18 protein-coding genes, 4 tRNA genes and 1 other RNA gene are annotated in these 18,628 nt (G+C 44.9%); 14 read left to right on the top strand and 9 right to left on the bottom strand.

Annotated elements, in window-relative coordinates:
• Positions 1-273: 273 nt before the first annotated feature.
• Positions 274-612, top strand: a complete 339-nt coding sequence (locus tag QWZ07_RS10300) for a hypothetical protein (protein WP_017110048.1) — start codon at positions 274-276, stop codon at positions 610-612.
• 33 nt (positions 613-645) lie between these two features.
• Here the strand turns inward: QWZ07_RS10300 and QWZ07_RS10295 are convergent, their stop codons facing one another.
• Positions 646-1,563, bottom strand: a complete 918-nt coding sequence (locus QWZ07_RS10295) for a LysR family transcriptional regulator (protein ID WP_102278274.1) — start codon at positions 1,561-1,563, stop codon at positions 646-648.
• Positions 1,564-1,653: 90 nt separating this feature from the next.
• Between QWZ07_RS10295 and QWZ07_RS10290 the strand changes: the two genes are divergently transcribed.
• The 5 genes from QWZ07_RS10290 to QWZ07_RS10270 all read left to right on the top strand — a co-directional run bounded on the left by QWZ07_RS10290 (position 1,654) and on the right by QWZ07_RS10270 (position 6,503).
• Complete coding sequence (locus QWZ07_RS10290; RefSeq protein ID WP_102278273.1) at positions 1,654-2,286, top strand: LysE family translocator; 633 nt, start codon at positions 1,654-1,656, stop codon at positions 2,284-2,286.
• Between the two features lie 139 nt (positions 2,287-2,425).
• Positions 2,426-2,632, top strand: a complete 207-nt coding sequence (locus tag QWZ07_RS10285) for a hypothetical protein (RefSeq protein WP_102278651.1) — start codon at positions 2,426-2,428, stop codon at positions 2,630-2,632.
• Positions 2,633-2,961: 329 nt separating this feature from the next.
• Positions 2,962-4,356 carry a glutamate decarboxylase gene (gene gad, locus QWZ07_RS10280; protein WP_017105444.1) on the top strand — a complete coding sequence of 465 codons (1,395 nt, stop codon included), beginning with the start codon at positions 2,962-2,964 and terminating at the stop codon, positions 4,354-4,356.
• Positions 4,357-4,430: 74 nt separating this feature from the next.
• Entirely contained in the window at positions 4,431-6,158 is a 1,728-nt protein-coding gene (locus QWZ07_RS10275; RefSeq protein ID WP_192852642.1) for an aspartate:alanine exchanger family transporter, read from the top strand.
• Positions 6,159-6,251: 93 nt separating this feature from the next.
• Entirely contained in the window at positions 6,252-6,503 is a 252-nt protein-coding gene (locus QWZ07_RS10270; RefSeq protein ID WP_192852641.1) for a GlsB/YeaQ/YmgE family stress response membrane protein, read from the top strand.
• Positions 6,504-6,592: 89 nt separating this feature from the next.
• On the opposite strand, the gene ffs is transcribed toward QWZ07_RS10270, so the two are convergent.
• Together ffs and QWZ07_RS10260 are read right to left on the bottom strand one after the other, a co-directional pair.
• An RNA gene (ffs, locus tag QWZ07_RS10265) (signal recognition particle sRNA small type) lies at positions 6,593-6,689 on the bottom strand.
• A gap of 244 nt (positions 6,690-6,933) precedes the next feature.
• Entirely contained in the window at positions 6,934-7,677 is a 744-nt protein-coding gene (locus tag QWZ07_RS10260; protein ID WP_099166287.1) for a VP0952 family biofilm-associated protein, read from the bottom strand.
• 51 nt (positions 7,678-7,728) lie between these two features.
• On the opposite strand from QWZ07_RS10260, the gene QWZ07_RS10255 reads away from it, so the two are divergent.
• On the top strand, positions 7,729-8,031 hold the full coding sequence (locus tag QWZ07_RS10255; protein WP_099166286.1) for an MGMT family protein: 303 nt from the start codon (positions 7,729-7,731) through the stop codon (positions 8,029-8,031).
• A gap of 73 nt (positions 8,032-8,104) precedes the next feature.
• On the opposite strand, the gene QWZ07_RS10250 is transcribed toward QWZ07_RS10255, so the two are convergent.
• On the bottom strand, positions 8,105-8,545 hold the full coding sequence (locus QWZ07_RS10250; RefSeq protein ID WP_065103959.1) for a YbaY family lipoprotein: 441 nt from the start codon (positions 8,543-8,545) through the stop codon (positions 8,105-8,107).
• A 168-nt stretch (positions 8,546-8,713) separates the two neighbouring features.
• Between QWZ07_RS10250 and tesB the strand changes: the two genes are divergently transcribed.
• Positions 8,714-9,574: an acyl-CoA thioesterase II gene (gene tesB, locus QWZ07_RS10245; protein ID WP_029405291.1), complete on the top strand. Its 861-nt coding sequence runs from the start codon at positions 8,714-8,716 to the stop codon at positions 9,572-9,574.
• 99 nt (positions 9,575-9,673) lie between these two features.
• On the opposite strand, the gene QWZ07_RS10240 is transcribed toward tesB, so the two are convergent.
• Complete coding sequence (locus QWZ07_RS10240) at positions 9,674-10,339, bottom strand: hypothetical protein (RefSeq protein WP_017110053.1); 666 nt, start codon at positions 10,337-10,339, stop codon at positions 9,674-9,676.
• A 72-nt stretch (positions 10,340-10,411) separates the two neighbouring features.
• Positions 10,412-10,885, bottom strand: coding sequence for an Lrp/AsnC family transcriptional regulator (locus QWZ07_RS10235; RefSeq protein WP_017105254.1), 474 nt, complete (start codon positions 10,883-10,885; stop codon positions 10,412-10,414).
• 129 nt (positions 10,886-11,014) lie between these two features.
• Here QWZ07_RS10235 and QWZ07_RS10230 point away from each other — a divergent pair, with 129 nt between their 5' ends.
• Entirely contained in the window at positions 11,015-12,082 is a 1,068-nt protein-coding gene (locus QWZ07_RS10230) for a PLP-dependent cysteine synthase family protein (protein WP_102460213.1), read from the top strand.
• An 86-nt stretch (positions 12,083-12,168) separates the two neighbouring features.
• Here QWZ07_RS10230 and QWZ07_RS10225 read toward each other — a convergent pair whose 3' ends face one another.
• A complete protein-coding gene (locus QWZ07_RS10225) occupies positions 12,169-12,489 on the bottom strand; it encodes a DUF1244 domain-containing protein (RefSeq protein ID WP_004736423.1) in 321 nt (106 codons plus the stop codon).
• A 186-nt stretch (positions 12,490-12,675) separates the two neighbouring features.
• Here QWZ07_RS10225 and QWZ07_RS10220 point away from each other — a divergent pair, with 186 nt between their 5' ends.
• Complete coding sequence (locus tag QWZ07_RS10220; protein WP_192852640.1) at positions 12,676-13,269, top strand: thioredoxin domain-containing protein; 594 nt, start codon at positions 12,676-12,678, stop codon at positions 13,267-13,269.
• A gap of 102 nt (positions 13,270-13,371) precedes the next feature.
• Here QWZ07_RS10220 and vexH read toward each other — a convergent pair whose 3' ends face one another.
• Together vexH and QWZ07_RS10210 are read right to left on the bottom strand one after the other, a co-directional pair.
• A complete protein-coding gene (gene vexH / locus QWZ07_RS10215; protein ID WP_017105252.1) occupies positions 13,372-16,485 on the bottom strand; it encodes a vibriobactin export RND transporter permease subunit VexH in 3,114 nt (1,037 codons plus the stop codon).
• Entirely contained in the window at positions 16,485-17,582 is a 1,098-nt protein-coding gene (locus tag QWZ07_RS10210) for an efflux RND transporter periplasmic adaptor subunit (RefSeq protein ID WP_032501088.1), read from the bottom strand. Before QWZ07_RS10210 ends, vexH begins: the two co-directional genes overlap by 1 nt.
• Positions 17,583-17,970: 388 nt before the next feature.
• Between QWZ07_RS10210 and QWZ07_RS10205 the strand changes: the two genes are divergently transcribed.
• From QWZ07_RS10205 to QWZ07_RS10190, 4 genes are all read left to right on the top strand, one after another.
• Positions 17,971-18,055, top strand: a tRNA-Tyr gene (locus QWZ07_RS10205).
• 102 nt (positions 18,056-18,157) lie between these two features.
• A tRNA-Tyr gene (locus tag QWZ07_RS10200) sits at positions 18,158-18,242 on the top strand.
• 102 nt (positions 18,243-18,344) lie between these two features.
• Positions 18,345-18,429 (top strand) — tRNA-Tyr (locus QWZ07_RS10195).
• A 102-nt stretch (positions 18,430-18,531) separates the two neighbouring features.
• Positions 18,532-18,616 (top strand) — tRNA-Tyr (locus QWZ07_RS10190).
• Positions 18,617-18,628 lie beyond the last annotated feature (12 nt).

The raw sequence follows: 18,628 nt of genomic DNA, 5'->3' as shown, positions 1-18,628 counted from the left end.
GATTCATCAGTCTACTCTATCGGCTCTTTCAGCTTTTGTACAAAATTGCGCATTCACCAATTAAATTAAAGAGCATTTTAACCTTTGGTGCATTTTTAATTCACCGCCTCCGGCATGACAAGATGAGTATCAGAGATAACATATAGCGTTAGCCGTGCCAGAAGAACTGGTACCAAGATCCCGCTAATCCGTCGTTTGGCAAAATACTGACAAATAGCATTATCGTACATGCTCATAATCATGTATCAGTCATCGTTCGTGAACCTAAGATCCATGAAAATAGCTCTAGCTACCTTGTTTCTGTTAAGCCTAACCGGATGCACTCACAATCAATCGAAAGCACTAAGCATGAACTCATCATCGGTTAATTCATACCCACAATCGATGTCGAATCTGCAACTGTGCGACACCTTGTATTACGGTAGACCAAGTAACCAAACACTGGCTGCAATTGGCAGTGAATTTAATCGAAGAGGATTATCAAAGAGTTGGTGTGATACCGAAACCAACAAGCTTTATCTAACAAAGACGATTGATTGGGTAGCTGAACAAGTCGAAGACAAAGAAGATTCAGAGGAAGAAGCGTCTGCGGTGGTTTTGCCTGCGAATTAAATGAGGCAATGACAGCTAAACGTCTGTTCGCACTTAATGACCTCGCTTGCTTAGGTAATTAAGTGCCCTATTCTTACTCAAAAAATCCCAAGTTAACCTGGCTGCGTTCGAAGAAAAACAACCGCTTCTTTTCGCTACACAAATATTACGAGGGTACTCGGGCGCAAGAGGAATAACATTTACGCTGGGATGAGATTCTGGAACGGCAAGCTCTGCAACAATAGAAACACCTAAGCCCGCTCTAATCAAAGCAAGTATCGAGGTCAATTGAACAATGGTGTGTTTTTCTTTAAGGCGAGATTTTGATAGCTTAAACCATTCTCTAATGAGCGCCTCGCTGCCCCCTTTACTCAGTATAAAATCTCGATCTTCGATATCCACAGCCGACAAAACTGACAACTGGGATAAAGGGTCATCTTCATGAACTAAAGCCACCATACGGTCAGTAAAAACTGGGATGATATCTAGATCTAAATACTCTTTATCAACCGCGATTGCAAAATCTACGCGCCCCTCTCGCAATGCTAATAATGCTCCTTCGTCAGTAAACTCGCTTATTTCAATTTTAACTTGAGGTAAGTGTTGGCTGATCGCATGAATTAGGCTGGGTAAAATATGTGTGGAAGCGGATGCGCCAAAAGAAGCCACTTTCACCTGTCCAGCGCCATCTTTTTGAATAAGTCGAAGCTGTCTCAATAACACCTCTCCCTGCAATTCCTGCTGTTTGGCGAACTCAGCAATCAACCTCCCTTCCGCTGTTAACAATAAGGGACGACTGTCTCTTCGAACTAAAGCGAAACCTAACACATCTTCAGCACGTCGAAGAGCTTTGCTCGCAGCGGGTTGGCTGACTCCTAATACCAGAGCGGCATCAGTGATACTTCCGAGCGCTAGTAACTGCAGAAGTAATTTGGGGACTAATGATGGGATGCTTTCCAAGTCTTCAACCATTTATATAACCTCAGGTTATTTTGATATCTATCTCTATGCTAGCAGACTACTTTTTCCGAAAAATAGATACTAGTCACCCGGAGAAAACAAATGACTGTAGAAACATGGCTAACCTTCTGCCTCGCTTCACTTATCTTAACCATGACGCCAGGTCCCAGCATTTTGTTGGGCGTCATTCATTCAATGAAATATGGCGTTAATAAAGCTATTTTTACGGCACTAGGCGATATCTCAGCAAACTTCATACAGATGATCATTGTTGCAGTTGGACTTGGCATCATAATGTCAACGTCTGAACTAGCGTTCGCCGTTATCAAGTGGCTTGGGGTCACAACATTGCTGTATATGGGTATCAAGATGTTGCGTGATAAACCTGAGTGTGATGCACAAATAACCACCAATTCACCCACCGCGATTTCAGGCCACAGACTCTATTTAAGTGGTTTCTTCGTTGCAGCGGGTAACCCCAAAGCGATTGTCTTTTTCACTGCATTCTTCCCCCAGTTCATAGACCCAACTAAGCCCCTGTTATCACAAATGTTGGTGATGTGCCCCACAATGGCAGTGTTGGATTTTACCTGGGTGATGATTTACGCCATCTCTGCCAAGAAGCTTCTTGGGTTTATGCAAGATCACCCAACGTACCTGAATAAAATCGGAGGCTCAGCGCTTTTAACTGCAGCCATCGTACTCGCAGTAACAAGTCACAGATCCAACCTATAGTCGAGCCAGTAAAGGAAAAAACAATAAATTGGGTTTCATTCGAGGGGAAAAAGTACGTAACCACATCTCAATTTTGGACATACTTCAGATAGCAAGAGGCCACCCATAAAGAGCGGTATTTTAAGATGATGCTTGCAACATAAGTCAGCATAGCGCGAACTGGCTTTCGAACAATTGCGCAGCAATTGGCAGTGAATTTAATCGAAGAGGATTATCCAAGAGTTGGTGTGATACCGAAACCAACAAACTTTATCTAACAAAGACGATTGATTGGGTAGCTGAACAAGTCGAAGACAAAGAAGATTCAGAGGAAGAAGCGTCTGCGGTGGTGCTACCTGCTAATTAAGAGAATTAAAAATTTAACATCGTAGAATGACCAAATTATAATCAGCCACCAAAATCATATATCCAAAACTTACAACACTAATAAATAAGCATCAACATTCACATAAAGTTCATCATGACAACTCCGTTTTTCACCACACAGTGTACTTTTGAAATATTTGTTTTACCGTGCACAAAACAAGATAAAACAACGTGAAATAAGCAACCAGACTCTTATTTAAGCTGAATTTTTATAAAATCCTGCTATGTTTATTTAGCTGCCAATATTGCTATTTACTGATGTTTCAATGGCAATAAGTAAAATAAATTCAATAAGATAAAGGATTCACCATGCCTCTTCATAAAAAATCGACTGTTCGTGGTTCACTCTTAGATGATGTTTATTCTTCCAAAGATCTTTCCGTTGTTATGCCCAAGTATCGAATCCCAGAGCAAGAGCATGCACCCGCTCATGCTTACCAAGTCGTGCATGATGAACTAATGCTAGATGGCAATTCGCGTCAGAACCTTGCGACCTTCTGTCAAACGTGGGTCGAAGACGAAGTCCATAAATTGATGGATGAATGCATCGACAAAAACATGATCGATAAAGATGAATACCCACAAACGGCAGAAATCGAATCTCGATGTGTACATATGCTCGCCGATCTTTGGCATGCACCTAACGCTGAAAATCCAATGGGATGTTCAACAACTGGCTCAAGTGAAGCCGCAATGCTTGGTGGTATGGCGCTAAAATGGGCTTGGCGTGAGAAAATGAAGAAGCAAGGTAAGCCAACTGACCGTCCTAACCTTATTTGTGGTCCAGTTCAGGTTTGTTGGCATAAATTTGCCCGTTACTGGGACATTGAACTTCGCGAAATCCCAATGCAAGGTGATCGTCTGATCATGACCCCAGAGGAAGTAATCAAACGTTGTGACGAGAACACGATTGGCGTCGTCCCGACACTAGGCGTGACCTTTACTTGCCAATACGAGCCAGTACAAGCGGTACACGAAGCGTTAGATAAACTACAAGAAGAGACCGGATTAGATATTCCGATTCACGTTGATGGTGCAAGTGGTGCCTTTCTCGCCCCATTCTGCGACCCAGATTTAGTGTGGGATTTCCGTTTGCCAAGGGTCAAATCCATTAATGCTTCTGGGCATAAATTTGGTCTTTCTCCACTTGGTGTTGGCTGGGTTGTTTGGCGAGATGCGGATGCTCTGCATGAAGACTTGATTTTCAACGTCAACTACCTCGGTGGCAACATGCCTACCTTTGCGCTCAATTTCTCCCGCCCTGGGGGTCAAATCGTTGCGCAATACTATAACTTTTTACGTCTTGGTAAAGAGGGCTACCGTAAGATCCATGATGCTTGTTATGACACGGCTCGTTACCTTGCCAAAGAAGTCGAAAAGATGGGTATATTTCACATCATCTACGATGGTCATGGTGGTATCCCGGCCTTGAGTTGGTCAATTAAAGATGGCGCAACCCCAGGCTTTAACCTCTACGATCTTTCGGATCGCATCCGATCTCGTGGTTGGCAAATTGCCGCTTATGCGATGCCCGCCGAGCGTGAAGATCTGGTAATCATGCGTATTTTAGTTCGTCATGGTTTTAGTCGTGATATGGCTGACCTTTTGATTTCCGACTTACAACACTGCGTTGATTTCTTTGACAAACACCCGGTCGTCAATGGTAGCGACGCTGACGAGTCGAGTAACTTTAATCACAGCTAATTGTCCCATCTTACTTAAAGCAAGGAGCCTTGATGGTTCCTTGCCCTTATATCAACAAGTTAGCAGGTGACATTATGTCCTTTCTATTTAGTTACTTGTCTGAGAATCCGTTTGTATTTCTCTTTCTATCACTCACCATTGGTTATCCACTTGGTCGACTCACTTTTAAAGGTGTGAGCTTAGGCACAACAGCTGGCACCCTAATCGTTGGCGTTGGTATCGCACTGACGTCCTTCTCAGTTTATGGACTAAAAATTGAAGAACCAGGATTGGTCTCCGACATTTTCTTAATGATGTTCATGTACGCCATTGGGATGAAAGTAGGACCGCAATTTTTCTCCGGCCTTGCTAGAGGAGGCATCGACTTCGTCGTCATTGGTTTAATTGTCGTGTTCAGCAATTTTGCGATTGTTGTCATCGGCGCCAAGCTCATAGGCCTTGAGCCCGGCTATGCCGCGGGCATCATTTCTGGCAGTTACACAGTGACGGCAGTAATGGGCGTAGCGCAGTCAGCAATTAGCTCAGGCGCATTTACTCCACCGGAAGGGATGAGCATTGATCAGGTCAGTGCCAATATTGCGGCGGGTTACGCGATAAGCTATGTCCTGTCGACCGTCCTCATCATCTTGTTCATTAAGTACCTCCCTTCTCTCTTTGGAATTGATCCCGTCAAAGCAGGTAAAGAAGCAGAAGCAGAGTTCTCAACTGGCGATGACAACGAGAAGCTCCCAAGTACCTTTGGGTTCTCAGATGTTGGCATTCTACCCATTGATGTTCGCGCTTATAAGGTCACACACCAAGAGTTAGTCGGTCGTTCAGTGCAGGAGCTGTATCGAAACTTCCCTGATGCGGCCGTGCTTAAAGTGGTTCGAGGTGAGCAAGTCATTGATGCTTCTGATAATCCAATGCTTGAGTTAAATGATGTCATTGGCATTCGCGGAGAATATCGCGTCTTGATTACGGAAGGTGAAGCTGATATCGGAAATGAAGTCGATGAACCACGAGCTAGAAATGTCGATATCGAAGTAGCGGACATTCACATTGGGAAGTCCGAACATGCAGGAAAAACGATAGCGCAGTTACATTCCGAAGTCGGTTTTGGTGTTTACTTTAAAGCAGTCTTCAGACAAGGCCACCAGCAACCTCTATTACCACAAACCCAGATCGAAGTTGGCGATGTGGTTCGAATTGCCGGCTCTCAGTGGTGTGTAGAACAAACAGCCACTAAGTTGAACAGTGTACCCATCGTCGAGAGTACCGTCACAGAAACCTTCTATCTCGCCGTTTCTTTATTAATTGGTTATGTCTTCGGCCATTTAAGTGTCACAGTCGCAGGTATTCCATTTGCATTGGGAACCTCGGCAGGCTGTATGCTCACCGGGATCATTTTTTCCTTCCTACGCACGCGAAATCCAAGTTTTGGCGGCCCTATGAGCGAGGGAGCAAGAAGCTTTCTACAAGACATCGGCCTAAATCTGTTTGTTGCTGTATTGGCAGCGACGGTAGGCCCCAAAATACTGGCCTCTTTTCAAGGCATCGTTGTCATCAAGATAGCTTTGCTCGGGGTGACAGCTGCTTTAGTACCACCCTTATTAGCTTGGTTGTACGGCTTATATTTCCGAAAAATGAATCCTGCAATTTTAGCTGGCGCTTGTGCCGGAGGCAGGAACAGTACGCCTGCAATGAAAGGCGCACAAGATGCCAGTCACAGTGACATGCCAGCGATCGGATATCCTGTGCCCTACGCTTTAACATCGGTATTGGTTCTTATTCTGGGTTACATCGCAATGGTCATCAGTTAGTGAAATCGAGTTTTGATGTATGGTCTATGATTTAAACGTAACCATAGATGTGTGACGACATGCACCTAACACAATAATGAGTAAGGAGAAGTTATGGGGTTTATATCTTGGATTATTCTTGGGTTGATTGCAGGGGCGCTAGCTAAGTGGCTAATGCCGGACAACGATGGTGGTGGATGGATCGCCACCATGGTTCTAGGTATTGCTGGTGCCTTTGTTGGTGGTTTTTTAGGGAGCTTCATCGGCCTCGGCAGTGCTGACGGCATTAACATCGGTAGTATTATAACCGCAACGCTTGGCGCATTCGTGTTGCTGTTTGTTTATAACCGTTTCCTCAAAAACTGATATTTTCGCACCTCTAGCCATAAACAAGATAAAATTAAGCTTCAGATAGCAAAAAGCCGCTCATTAAAAGCGGCTTTTTATATGGGTGGAAGCCCCAGCCACATCCCGGCACACACGTCGCCTGCTGCGGCTGCTCCCTTCCAGGCCTGACCGAGTTCACAAGTTAGTGTTGCGGGAGGACCAGAGCCTCCATAGATTCTTTTTCCAAGAGGCTTGCCTCAAAGAGTGATTGGATTATTAAGCATCGCAGCAACCATTGCAAGCACAAAGCGACTCTTTTTAAACAAATGTGGTTCAAGTGATTACCCTTTACCCAACACACCGTAAAACTGTCGGATAAAGCATCAGCTTTGTCTTTGTTTCATAACACATTCATTCAAGTCACATGTGCTCGCTTTTATCCTTACGAGCAGAATATCATTCACTTCAGCTAGAGGTCGGCGTCTTCGCTCTCTTCCGTTCGGATGATGTAATCTGTCATCCATGCGGTGCCCAACAAACATAGCCACACCACAAAGACTGGGCTTGGCACCTCAATACTTGGCGTTATCACCAAAGCCGCAAAGCCAACAGTCGGCAATGTCCAACACAGTAACTTATTCCAACGGAAGGTCTTCAAGCGAGTGAGGGTTTCCATCGATGCCATGATGCCTGTAACACACAAGGCGACCAAAGCCGCGTAAGGTAAATCGGCCATCCATAATGGAAGAATCAAGCCTAATGACCACCAGCTGTGTCGACTGGCTGGTTTAAGGTGATTCGCCGCCCACCAAATCATGATGATCGACAAGGTTTGCAGTGTGGTAATCCAAGGTGCGCCATCAAGCTTACCCGCGGATTGGGTCACCATAATCCCGACTTGTAGGGTCGCGACAATTAATCCCGAAATAATAACAACCGACAAGCTACTACGTTTTGAAAAAACCACCATCAATAATGGGAAGAGCACCCACGCACTCACAGAGAGCGTGATGGGTTGTAGGGGCAGCGTTAAGCCGTAAGTCGTCATGGAAACAAGCAGAACTAATCCTGCAATGCCGCCCTGCGGTAATATCCATAATGCAGGGATGACCATTGCAAGCACTGGGATATCTCCCTCACTTAAACTGATTGCTCTCGCACAAACAACGGCTAATAATGTGGTTATCAAGAACTGAAACGTTGAAAATACCATAGCCCTCTCCTTCTACCGATCCGTGGTATTAATGAACTAGGAATTTTTAGTATGGACCAATTTTTGCCCCAAATCTTTGCAGTGATTCACCAAATTCCATATGGAAAAGTAACAACTTATGGAGACATAGCACGTTTTTCAGGTTTTCCGGGGTATGCACGACATGTCGGTAGAGCATTAGGTAATTTACCAGAAGGTAGCAAACTGCCTTGGTATCGGGTGATCAACAGTAAGGGTGAGATATCTTTGAAAGGTGATTCGTTTGATCGCCAAAAGAAGCATCTGGTCGAAGAAGGCATTGAAGTGAGTGACACAGGAAAGGTTAAACTCAGAATATACAAATGGCAGCCCTAGAGCTGCCATTTATTAGCTAGTTGGTTAGCTAATCAACTAGCCAAAATGCCTTAATATTGGCATCCATTTCTAATTAACGAACACCAACCAAGCGTAGGTCTGCTTGTTGCGTGTTTTCTACGTCGGTAATCACTGACTTAATTGTGTCTGTTGTGAAACGCAGTTTGCCGTCAACATGAATCGTTGCGCGCATGTTGTAACGGTGGTTCGGTTGAATCTTGTTGTTGTCGTAGCTCAGCTCGAATGCGAACGGTACTTGCTTACCGTCAGTAGTGAATTCTTGAGTCGCGATAACGGTCGATGGAGCGTCAGCCAGTGAAATATCTTCTAGCGTTACGGTAACCACTGCATTCTCGGGCAATGCAATTCTTTCGCGATAGCTTACTGTTCCTGAAATCACTTGAGCGTTCTCTGCAACCACTTCCTGAGAAGTGTTCGTTTCTGATGTTGCTTGGCAACCAACAAGTAGGCCAAACGATACTAAAGACGTAATAAGAATTAGAGCCTTTTTCATATTCAATTTCTCTCCACATGTTTGCCGGACTCGGCAAATCTACCCACCAATTATAAGAGAGCTTTCATATTCTGTCTTGAAACCCTATGATTTATTGACAGATATCTGACTAAGCTAAATGATTAGCACCATAATCTGACACCTATTTTACGAAGAGGAATGCTGGCGATGAGTCAACCTTTACAAGAATTACTAAGTTTACTTCAGCTAGAAAAACTGGAAGAAGGTTTATTCCGTGGGCAAAGTGAGAACCTCGGACTGCCACAGGTATACGGCGGTCAGGTATTGGGACAAGCGCTTTCCGCTGCCCGTTATACTGTTCAAGACGATCGTAGTGTTCACTCGTTCCACAGTTATTTTCTATTTCCCGGCGATCCTGAAAAGCCAATCATTTACGATGTAGAGAACCTAAGGGATGGACGCAGTTTTAGCACGCGCCGTGTTAAAGCGATTCAAAATGGCCGCCCTATTTTCTATCTCACGGCTTCTTACCATGGTGATGCTCCAGGTTTTGAACATCAGAATGAAATGCCAAACATCCCTGGGCCAGAGAATTTTGCATCTGAAACTGAGCTAGCGAGTCATATTGCTGAGTTCTTACCTGAGAAACTGCGTAAAACTTTCTGTGGCGAAAAGCCAATTGAAATGCGCCCAGTAACAGTGGTTAACCCACTGAAGCCTAAAAAGACAGAAGCAAAGCAGTATCTTTGGGTGAGAGCGAATGGTGCGTTGCCAGATAACCAGCTCATTCACCAATACCTGCTTGCTTACGCGTCGGATTGGGGATTCTTGGTAACAGCACTTCACCCACATGAAGTGTCAATCATGACGCCAAACTTCCAAGTGGCGACGATTGACCACTCAATCTGGTTCCACCGCCCATTCAAGATGGATGAATGGTTGCTTTATGCGATTGAAAGCCCAACGGCAGCGAACACTCGTGGCCTAGTGCGCGGCGAGATTTTCAATCAAAAAGGTGAGCTAGTAGCGACAGCTGTTCAAGAAGGTGTGATGCGCTTTACTAAGTAAACCTGTCAACACACCAAATAATAAAGGGCTAGGTATCACACCTAGCCCCTTTTGTTTTCATTGCGTCGACGAAAGCCGTTGATCAAAAATCAGTAAACTCTATTCAGCTTCAAGCGTCGGTTCGAATTCACTTTGCACACGTGTTTTTAGGCCGTCGCTCGCGTCTCGCAGTAGATTAAATGGCGATAACACCACGCCTTTCACTGCACCCTCTGCCGCTCCCTGAGCTAACTCTTTACTCTTATCGGCTAGCAAATTAGCCTGTGCCAAAATACCCGGCACTTCCGCTCTGAGCATCTCGGATTCGGTAACAATGACGGGAATAGTCTGCTCTCGGTATGACTTACTTTCAGCGAGCATTGGTGGCATCACATCCACACGGTATCGTTTTAATTCAGTCAATGTTGGCGGGATCACATCGGTTCTTACCTGCTCGACTTCCGTTCGAACATTTTTCACTTCATCCAAAATAGCGGGAATTTTGCCATCCACTGACGAAACGGTTTGATTAACTTGGTCGATGGTCTTTCTGACTTCATCCACTGTGTTTAACACCTGAGGAGCAAGTTCACTAACATGCTCAGCAAACGCTAACATCTCTTCTACTTTTAGCCCTTTGGTGAGAGCTGATAAATCTTCGATGACCTGCGGATAGGTATCGACGATCTCACCGACTTTATTGGTAAACGAATAGATGGTGTAGCCTAAATAAAAAATAGCGACGGCTAACACCAATTGGATCGCGGTAGAGATTTTTGCAAACATGAATAATCCTTTTCTTTATCGCAGAGGCGACATCTAAACTGAGACAAGATGTAACGTGAGGCTAGGTTTAACTTACAGCGGCAGTGCTGTGGTGTACTTCAATGGTTCCATAGCAAACGTCGAGGTCACATTCGAGATACCATCAATACTGTTCACCAAGCGCTTGTAGAAGTCATCAAAGCACTTCATGTCTTTAACCTGAACCTTCATCATATAATCATACTCGCCAGCCATTCGATAGAACTCCATCACTTCTGGAAAGTCCGACACAGTATTCACAAAGCGCCCATACCACTCATGAGAATGGTTGCTTGTTTTCACCAATACGAACGCGGTAAAAGCAAGATCAAGCTTCTCAGGGTTAAGCAACGCCACTCTTTTTTCAATAATGCCGTTCTCTTCAAGACGCTTCAGCCTTTTCCAACAGGGCGTGGTGGTTAGGTTGACCGCCTCTGAAATATCGTTCAACGACAGTGTGCTGTCTTCTTGCAGCAAACTTAATATCTTTTTATCTACAGCATCTATCACACTTTCACCAAATCGCATTTAAATAGAATAATTTTCTACATTTTAGTCAAAACAAAGCAAATATGGCAAAGTTTTTCTCTCGAATTATCGCTAAATTATAACCATACCAATTACAAAAAATTCCTACACAAGATCAGGAGAACGCTTATGTGCACTGACCATCAATGGATTAATAACGCGATTCGTAAAATTGAAGCCGACTACCAACGCTCAGCGGATACGCACCTTATCAAGTTAGACCTTCCAAGCATCGAAGGCATTGATATCTACCTTAAAGATGAAAGCACACACCCAACAGGCTCTTTGAAGCATCGTTTGGCGCGTTCTCTGTTCTTATACGCGATTTGTAACGGTTGGGTTGGCCCAGAAACAACGATCATTGAATCTTCATCAGGCAGCACTGCTGTGTCTGAGGCGTACTTTGCTCGCCTACTTGGTCTGCCGTTTATTGCGGTAATGCCTAAGTGCACAGCGAAGAAAAAAATTGAGCAGATTGAATTCTACGGCGGCCAAGCGCACCTTGTTGATCGCTCAGATGAAATTTACGATGAGTCTCGCCGTTTAGCGACGGAACTGAATGGCCATTACATGGACCAATTTACTTACGCTGAGCGTGCAACTGACTGGCGCGGTAACAACAACATCGCGAACTCAATTTTCAATCAAATGCAGATGGAAGATCACCCAGTTCCAACTTGGGTAGTAATGAGCCCAGGTACTGGCGGCACTTCAGCAACAATCGGCCGTTTCATTCGCTACCAACAGCATGAAACTAAGCTATGTGTTGTCGACCCTGAAAACTCGGTATTCCACGAGTACTTCAAAACAGGCAATGCGAATGTTAAAGGCAACACATTCAGCAAAATTGAAGGCATTGGTCGCCCACGTGCAGAACCAAGCTTCATTCCTGGTGTAGTTGACGAAATGCGTAAAATCCCAGACGCAGCAAGTATCGCAACCACACACTGGTTGTCTGACATTCTTGGTCGCAAGGTTGGCGCATCTACGGGTACAAACATGTACGGTGTGCTTCAACTGGCAAGCGAGATGAAAGCGCGTGGCGAGAAAGGTTCTATCGTGACTTTACTTTGTGATAGTGGCGAGCGCTACCTAGACACTTACTTTAATGATGAGTGGGTGAACAACAACATTGGTGACCTACAGCCTTACGCAGCGAAGTTGGAAGCTTTCTCGCAAACGGGTGAATTAGTTTAAACACCTAGCCAAGAACAAGTTTTCAAAATAAAAAAGAGCCCTTAATGGGCTCTTTTTGTGTGTCATTGGTTACCCATGACACGAGGTTATTCTGGTTTTTGCTTCGCTTCAAAAGCTGCCAGTTGCTCTGGAGTTGCTTTTGGTTGGTGGTTTTGTTTCCACTCATCGTAAGTCATGCCATAGACACGCTCACGAGCATCGTCGATATCAAGGTCTAGGCCTTGTTGCTCAGCTTCCGCTTTGTACCATTTGCTGAAGCAGTTACGGCAAAAGCCAGCCAAGATCATCAGGTCGATGTTTTGTACATCTTTGTTGTTGTCTAGGTGTGCTAACAGGCGACGAAAGGTTGCTGCATCCAGCTTGTCTTGTTCTTCTTGAGAAAGATCTTTGTATTTAAATTCAGCCACTTTGGTGTCCCTTAATAGTTTTCATTTTTTAATGTGTTGAGCAGATATTGTTATACAAAAAAAGCCCGCATTTCGCTAGGAGCAAACGCAGGCTTTTCAAAACATTCATCAATAAACCAATACCAAGCCTATTGCACCTCGTGTGATGGGCATTTTTTATCACTACACCGATAAACCGGAACTCCCATGAAACGATTTCAAACCGTACTTTTCTTATTAGCGTCTATCATCTTTAGCTCAGTAACCTATGCATCTCCTACTGAAGGCGAGCAATACACACTTCTGGAGAATCCTTATTCAACAGACCATCAGATAGACAAGTTTTTCTCATTAACCTGCACACCTTGTTGGCAGATGACTGAGCTACTCAAAGATAAAGAAGCTTCTGGTGAACTAACATTGCACCGTACTCACGTTATTTTTAATGAATCGACACTTCAAGCCGCAAGCCTTTATTACACCGTATTGGTTCAACAGCCCAACCTATCTCACGAACTGCTTAATGAACTGTTTTCTCTGGTGCAGACAAACAGTCCACTTCAACAAGCCGATATTGATGTCTTCTTTAAGAAACACAACCTTGTGACACAAGAGAACATGACAAAAAGCCAACAGCAGCAATGGGCAACTTATGTAAAGGATGCTGCGGATAAAACAGAGCAAACTGCAATTGTCAGCATTCCAAGCTTCATCATAAATGGTCGCTATATGGTGAACCTAAGAGGCCACAGCTCAATGGATGAACTGCTCGAAACTTTAAAATATCTTAGCGATTTATAACGCCTGCTGAGTTATTCCCTCAGATCATTTTCACGTGTTAAATAAAAAGCCCGACAACTAAACAGGGTTGTCGGGCTTTAAAAGAATCGCTATTGAAACCGATTAACCGTGACTGGTTCTTCCCACGTTATCGTGGCTTAGTTCTTTATTTAGAACCGCTTCCACGTGACCCGGAGAACGCGTCGAGCCAGAAATCAGTCGGTACATCGCAGGGATAACGAACAGAGTAACCAAAGTCGCAAAGCCCATACCGAAGAAGATAACCGTACCCACCGCCACTCGGCTTTCATACCCCGCGCCCGTTGAAGTAATCAATGGAATGGCACCTGCTAGCGTGGTAAATGCGGTCATCATGATTGGACGTAAACGTCGAGCTGAAGCATCAATGATCGCCTTTTCAAACTCAATACCACGGTCACGAAGTTGGTTAGCAAATTCTACGATCAAGATGCCGTTTTTGGTCACCATACCTATCAGCATGATCATACCGATCTGGCTGTATACGTTGAGTCCTTGACTCATCAACACCAAGCCTAAGAAGCCACCAAAGATACCCATAGGTACGGTGAACATCACCACCAGCGGGTTAATGAAGCTCTCAAACTGCGCCGCAAGTACCAAGTACGCCACCAACATCGCTAGCGCAAACACCACTAAGATACTCGATTGGTTCTCTTTGAAGTCTTTTGACTCGCCAGAGTAGCTTACTGAAATATCACCCGGTAGCTGCTCGATAGCTTGTTCATCAAGGAAATCTAGAGCATCGCCCAGCGTGTAACCTTCCATTAGGTTCGCTTTGATGGTTACTGACTTCTGCTTGTTGTAGTGCGACAAACGAATCGACGATGCCACTTCTTCAATGTGTGTCAGCGTATCGAGCGTTACTAGCTCGCCAGACTGAGTTCGCATGTAGATTTGGCTTAAGTCGTTGGCGTTGTTGAAGCTGTTTTCATCACCACGCAGATACACGTCGTACTCTTCACCACGGTCAACGAAGGTGGTTTCACTGCGACCGCCCAGCATGATTTCTAACGTGTCCGAAATGTCGGATACGCTTACACCCAACTCAGCTGCACGCTGCTTGTCTACGGTAACCAATAACTCAGGTGTTTTCTCAGAGTAATCGATGTCCGCACCTTCCATCATTGGAGAGTCTTCAGCCGCTTGCTTTAACAGTTCGCCCCATTTCTGAAGCTCAGAGTAATCAGAGCCTCCCAGTACGAATTGAACTGGCTCACTTGAACCGCCTTTGAAACCAGGCATGAACGGGAATACACGTACATCTGGAATGCCATTTAAAGATTTACGAACTTCGTTCAACGCTTCTTGCGCCGTAACATCACGTTCGTCCCAATCTTCTAGGATCATGATGACAAAGCCCGTTTGGTCACCCGCATTACCACCAAACGCTGGTGATTGAATACTGAATGACTTCAAGAAGCCTTGACCAAGTAGCGGCATTAGACGTTCTTCAACAATGTCCATGTTGGCAGACATACGGTTATAACTGGTTGCATCAGCACCACGAACAAACGCAAAGATAACACCACGGTCTTCTTGCGGAGTCAGTTGCGAAGGCACTTGCTGCATCAAACCATAGCTACCGCCCATACACGCAATAATGATGATTGGAGCAGCCCAACGCCAGTTTAGCGCGCGGCGCAATACCGCTTTGTATCCAGCTTCTAGCTTGCCAAACACACGTTCTACAAATCGATTGAAGCGGTTTGGTTTTACATTCGCTTTTAGAATCTTACTGCCCAGAACTGGCGTTAGCGTTAATGCCACAACAGACGAGAAGATCACCGACATCGCCAACAGTACCGAGAACTCAGTAAACAGAAGGCCAACCATTCCATCCATAAACGAGATGGGTAGGAACACCATTACCAGTACTAGCGTGGTTGCAATTACCGCAAAGCCTACTTCACGCGTGCCTTTATAAGCGGCAAGCAGTGGTGATTCACCGCGCTCAATGTGGTGGAAAATATTCTCAACCACCACGATAGCGTCATCAACCACCAAACCGATAGACAGAATCAGTGCCATCAAGGTAATCAAGTTGATAGAGAAGCCGAAGTAGTACGCCGCAATAAACGATGAAATCAAAGAGACAGGAACCGTCACCGCTGGGATCAGGGTTGCACGTGCTTGGCCGATGAAGACATAAAGCACGAGGATAACCAAACCACCCGTAATAAAGAGTGTGCTGTAAACCTCTGAGATCGAACGGTCGATAAAGACAGTGGAGTCATAGTCGACAGCCAAGCGAGTTCCGTCAGGCAAGAACTTTTGAATGGCCTCTACTTCTTTATGAACTAAGTCAGCCACCTCAAGTGGGTTGGCATCAGACTGAGGCACAATGCCCATACTTACGTTAACAACACCGTCGCTTTTAAAGGTCGAGTTTTCGTTTTCAGCGCCGATGTAAACATCTGCTACGTCTTTTAAATAGATAGGTGTGTTGTCAGAAGCACGCTTAACAACAAGGTACTCAAAATCTTCAGCTTGGGTATATGAACGAGCCGTACGAACCGACATCACAATCGCATCGTTACGAACTTCACCGCCCGGGCTTTCAATATTTTCGTTGTTCAGCGCCTGCGTAATATCAGAGGCTGTCACACCACGCCCGGCCATCTGAGCAGGTTTTAGCTTGACGTACATTACTTTGTACAAGCCACCCGAGATGTCCACTGAGCTCACACCAGAGATCAAACTAAAGCGGTCAATCAACACACGCTCGGTGTAATCGGTTAACTGCGTTCGGTCCATCTCGGTTGAACTTAAGTTGATATAAACAGACGCTTCACCACTACCATTGTTCTTATAAACAATCGGGTCATCGGCTTCATCTGGCAACGAACGCTGGGCACGCGCTACCGCATCACGCACATCACTGACACCGGTATTAAGATCATAACCAAGTTCAAAGGTAATCGTGATTCTTGAAGAACCATTTCGAGTGGTTGACTCAATTTCGTCTATACCACTAATACCGGAGAGTTGGTCTTCGAGATTAGAGGTTATTTGGCTCTCAATGATGGTGGCTGATGCACCTTCATAGCGAGTACTGATCGACACTACTGGGCTTTCAATGTCAGGCATCTCACGAACAGCAAGCTTGTTGAACGATACAATACCAAACACAACCAAGAGCAAGCTCAATACGATAGCCGCTACTGGTCTCTTTACAGAAACATCAGATAACAACATTAGTTCGCACCTTCTTGAGTTGCTGTATTACCATCAAGATTAGCGGTATCGCCGTCAGGTTTAGCAGGGCGATTAACGGCAAGTTCTTGAACCAACACGCCATCACGCATGTTCACAATACCTTGCACCACGATCTTCTGACCAATCTCGATACCTTTATCAATCACGACTTCGTTATCGATACGCGCACCTAAGAAAACTTCGGTACGTGTCGCTTTGTTATCTTCACCGATAACATAAACAAATCGCTTAGTGCCTGAATATTCAAGTGCTTGAACAGGAATGATTGGCGCTTCTACTGGAGGGAAATCCATGTCAGCCGCGACTAGCATGCCCGGTTTTAGGTAATCATTATTGTTGTCGAAGTGGATTCGAACTCGTAAGTTCAAGGTTTCAGCGTTGATACGAGAATCAATGCCAACCACAGTACCCGTGAACTGAGTCTCACCCCACGCACTGGTGCGAGCCGTTACTGTCATGCCTTTAGACAATTTCGAAAGGTAACGCTCAGGAATTTGAAGATCTAATTGCATCACAGACAAGTCATCTAACGTCACGAGTTCAGTGCCTGCTGTCACCATTTTACCGCGGCTAAAATCGATAAAGCCGACCGTGCCAGAAAAAGGTGCGCTGATGTGAAGATCTTTAAGGTTAGCATTCGCAGCAGCTAAACGTGCATTGGCAATTTCAACGTTGGTTTTCTGTGCGTCAATTTCAGTTTGCGTAATCGCATTACGTTTCACTAGTCGTTGAAATTCTGCAAGCTTACGTTTCTCATCTTTTAAGTACGCTTGCGCTTCTGCAACCGCGGCCTTGGCTTTGTCGTCATCTAATTGAACCAACATCTGCCCTTTAGTCACATCTTGATTGGCTTTGATGTTGATAGAGTCAACTCTGCCCGCGACTTCAGAAGTAATGATCACAGATTGCTCGGCTTCTAACTTACCAACCAAAGAAAGAGATTGGCTAACTTGGTGAATATCAACCTGCTCAGTAACAACAGTTACAGTGCTAGGCCCCTGACGTTTTGCAAGTGCGGCCGGAGACGCCATAAGAATAGACAAGCTAAGCAGGGTTAAAACAGATTTACGCTTCATAATAATGGTCTGCAAGTAAGATTTAAGATCTATAAATGAAATTAACCGTATTCTATCAAGTGATGAATGCTGTAACGTCAAGAAGTGTAAATCTAGATTAAATTCCATTTACGTTTCTCGGCGAATGACGCAAACCAAACACAATACAGAAAGCCAGTTACCTCAAGGTGTTACCTATTAATACGTAAACCTTAGTACAGATGTTCACTTCCCGAGCAATATGCGTACTTTTCGCCATCTTTGCCCAAAAAGGCAGCATTCAACACAAAACCATAAGAAAAACTCTTTACAGGTTTAACGTGTTTGCTATGATGCGCTCCGCACTTGAGAGATGCGTTGGGAAAAACATCTCTTTAGCCTATCCATTATGAGTTAGGAAAAACACCCTGGAGGGGTTCCCGAGTGGCCAAAGGGAGCAGACTGTAAATCTGCCGGCTCCGCCTTCGATGGTTCGAATCCGTCTCCCTCCACCATATTCTTCTTACCTCTTTTAAGAGTTAAGAGAACAACCTGATTGATGGGCTTATGGGAAAACATCAATTTAGGCTTACTTTGTGAAAAGTAAGACACACCCTGGAGGGGTTCCCGAGTGGCCAAAGGGAGCAGACTGTAAATCTGCCGGCACTGCCTTCGATGGTTCGAATCCGTCTCCCTCCACCATATTCTTCTTACCTCTTTCGAGAGTTAAGACAACAACCTGATTGATGGGCTTATGGGAAAACATCAATTTAGGCTTACTTTGTGAAAAGTAAGACACACCCTGGAGGGGTTCCCGAGTGGCCAAAGGGAGCAGACTGTAAATCTGCCGGCACTGCCTTCGATGGTTCGAATCCGTCTCCCTCCACCATATTCTTCTTACCTCTTTTAAGAGTTAAGAGAACAACCTGATTGATGGGCTTATGGGAAAACATCAATTTAGGCTTACTTTGTGAAGAGTAAGACACACCCTGGAGGGGTTCCCGAGTGGCCAAAGGGAGCAGACTGTAAATCTGCCGGCACTGCCTTCGATGGTTCGAATCCGTCTCCCTCCACCATATTCTTCTTAC

The sequence above is a fragment of the Vibrio lentus genome (genome assembly GCF_030409755.1).
In the GTDB taxonomy this organism is placed as follows: domain Bacteria; phylum Pseudomonadota; class Gammaproteobacteria; order Enterobacterales; family Vibrionaceae; genus Vibrio; species Vibrio lentus.
Note: the sequence above shows the minus strand (reverse complement) of the source record. Positions and strands in the feature narration are given on the sequence as shown.